The 2936-nt window shown below is 56.5% G+C and carries 2 protein-coding genes, 1 pseudogene and 1 other annotated feature; all 3 genes and pseudogenes read left to right on the top strand.

Annotated elements, in window-relative coordinates; genetic code table 11:
• Window positions 1-346, top strand: a pseudogene (locus AC0L3A_RS40390) (IS3 family transposase); the annotation flags it as partial.
• Window positions 22-136, top strand: a sequence feature (AL1L pseudoknot). Its footprint overlaps the pseudogene before it by 115 nt.
• Window positions 347-479: 133 nt before the next feature.
• On the top strand, window positions 480-2528 hold the full coding sequence (gene shc / locus AC0L3A_RS40385; protein WP_473256546.1) for a squalene--hopene cyclase: 2049 nt from the start codon (window positions 480-482) through the stop codon (window positions 2526-2528).
• 45 nt (window positions 2529-2573) lie between these two features.
• Window positions 2574-2747, top strand: a complete 174-nt coding sequence (locus AC0L3A_RS40380; RefSeq protein ID WP_231144188.1) for an NAD-dependent epimerase/dehydratase family protein — start codon at window positions 2574-2576, stop codon at window positions 2745-2747.
• Window positions 2748-2936: the final 189 nt, after the last annotated feature.

Below are 2936 nucleotides of genomic sequence, written 5' to 3'. Positions count from 1 at the left end.
TGAGATCCTGCGCAAGGCAAGCGCGTATTTTGCGATGGCGGAGCTCGACCGCCGGTCCAAGCCATGATCGCCTTCATTGACAATCATCGTGGGCGCATGGGGTCGAGCGATCTGCAAGGTCCTGCCGATCGTCCCCTCGACCTATCACGCCCATGTGGCCAGGCGGCGGGATCCCGCCAGGCTGTCGGCGCGCGCCCGGCAGGATGCTACGCTGAAAATCGAGGTCAGGCGCGTCTTCGATCGGAACTTCCGCGTCTACGGCGTGCGCAAGGTCTGGCGGCAGCTCAAGCGGGAAGGCTTCGATGTTGCCCGTTGTACCGTGGCGCGACTGATGCAGGACATGGGTTTCGGCAAATCCGTCAACCGGCCGAACTACACCAGGCTGGAACAACCGGCTATGGCGGCATAACTTAAAACCAAATGGCCCCGGCAGATCCGGGGCGGGCGGTTCATGTCATCTAACTGTAGGGATCCGCAACATGGCGTCCGAAACTCTTATGGATTCCGATGATTCGGAAGACTCGTTGCCCGCTCAACTCGGGACCGGTCGCCTATGTCAAACAATCGAATCGGCGATCGACTGGCTGTGGAAGTCTCAGAATCCATCTGGATTTTGGGTTGGCATGGTCGAGTCAAACTCGACCATTGAGGCCGAGTGGCTGCTCGCCAGTCACATAGCCGGGTTTCATTTGCCCTCTGAAGAGAAAATCATTATGGCCTTGCTGCAACGGCAGCGGCCGGACGGTTCTTGGGGCATATATCCAGGAGCACCGGATGGTGACATCAACTCGACCGTGGAGGTCTACGCGGCGCTGCGCGCCAAGGGGCTAGACCTGCACTGCGACGAACTCGCTGGTGCGCGTGCATGGATTCAGAAGCATGACGCGCTAAGAAATCTCCGGGTGTTCTCGCGATATTGGCTGGCCATGTTGGGGGTTTGGCCGTGGCAACACACCCCCAATCTGCCCCCAGAGATAATTCGGCTGCCGCTTTGGTTTCCGTTCAACATCTATAACTTCGCTCAATGGGCTCGCGCGACGATGGTGCCTCTCACCGTCGTCGCGGCGCGGACGCCTGTTTGGCCTCTTCCCGACGGGAGCAAGCTCGAAGAACTCTTTCCCTGTCCTTATGAGGATTTCGATTTCTCAATTCCCGCGAAGCACACCCGCCTGCTTTCGTTAGAATGGCTCTTCCTAAAGATTGATCGCGGTCTTCACGAAGCCCAACGATCGAAGCTGATTCCCTTTCGTGAGAATTCCATTAGGCTTTGTCTCGAATGGATGATCAGGCATCAAGATGCCGACGGCGCATGGGGAGGTCTCCAACCACCCTGGGTCTATGGATTAATTGCGCTAGTCAACGAGGGCTACCGGCTTGATCATCCTTCGGTGGCCAAGGCTATCTCCGCGTTGGGAGCACACTGGAGCTACGAGCGTAACGGCGCTACCCATATTCAGGCTAGCGAATCTCCAGTGTGGGACACGTTACTCTCGGTCCTTGCGCTCCTCGAGGCTGGCGTGTCCTCCGACAAGACCGAAGTTTGCAAAGCTCTAGAATGGGTTCTCAATCAGCAGGTTCTTGTTCCTGGAGACTGGTCTGTAAAGGTTAGGGACGTAAGCCCCGGTGGTTGGGCTTTTGAACGCGCCAACAACTCCTATCCCGACGTTGATGATACGGCCGTCGCCTTACTTGTTCTCGGGAAACTGAGGTCGACGATCGGAGGTCTGAGAGAACGAGTCGAGCGAGCGATTGGACTCGGTGTCGAGTGGACGTTGGCTATGCAGTGCCGCAACGGCGGTTGGGGTGCTTTTGACAGAGACAACAACAACGAGATTATCTCGAAGATTCCATTTTGCAATTTCGGAGAGGCGATCGATCCACCAAGCGTCGATGTGACCGCACACGTCCTTGAAGCCTTTGCCGCGCTAGGACACGACATCAAGCATCCGGCTATTCACCGCGCTCTAGATTACATCCGGAGCGAACAAGAAGAAGCGGGGAGCTGGTTTGGGCGATGGGGGGTCAATCACATATACGGCACCGCTGCCGTATTGCCCGCTCTCCAAGCGATAGGCGAGGACATGACACAGGCCTATGTGATGCGCGCTATTACTTGGATTCTATCGAAACAGAATCAAGACGGTGGCTGGGGTGAAACTTGCGCATCCTACATGGATCCGGAGCTTCGCGGGAGGGGGCCGAGCACGCCATCACAAACTGCGTGGGGTCTCATGTGCCTTCTTTCGGTCGATAGCAGCCGCGAAACCAGTGCGGCGATACAGAAGAGTGTTGAGTATCTCTGTGCTACCCAAAAGGCCGATGGGACCTGGGATGAAGACTTCTACACCGCGACGGGCTTTCCGGGCTACGGGATTGGCGCTCGTACGAACTTAGCGGCCCAGGAGCTCGCAAACCGGCTGCAACAGGGCACCGAGCTATCACGTGGATTCATGTTGAGCTTCAACATGTATCGCCATTATTTTCCACTTCTCGCATTGGGACGAGCCGCCGCTCGGGCGCTCGGGTAACCTGTACGGCCCCAAGAACGATTATGAGCAGAACAATAGCATGTCGTGCGCGCTTTGATCCGCAAGGCAAAGGATGCAAAGGAGAGGGGAGAGCGGCTTACCCGGTCTGGGATCAGGGCCGAGCACGGCTTTCTCTATGTCGATGATTTGGCGGATGCCTGCGTGTTTTTTATGGAGCGGGATGACATCCCTAACGGCTTGATCAACATCGGCACTTGAGAGGACAGCACAATTCTCGAACTCGCCCAGACCGGCGTTACGAGTGACAACGCCGCTATCGAGAACGTCAAATCAACTTGGCTAACACAGATGGTGATCAACAATTTGCATCAGCGTGCCAAGGCATTCGGCTTTGTTCTCCCTTGGAACCGAAAGTCGGTGCTGCCGTTTCTTAGGAAGCGTTCTCCA

This window comes from Bradyrhizobium sp. MI1.3, from assembly GCF_055811695.1.
This window is presented reverse-complemented; position numbering and strand designations above follow the sequence as displayed.

Bases quoted from the DNA above. Each gene is read 5' to 3' on its own strand.
- shc (WP_473256546.1), top strand. From the start codon at position 480: ATGGCGTCCGAAACTCTTATGGATTCCGATGATTCGGAAGACTCGTTG.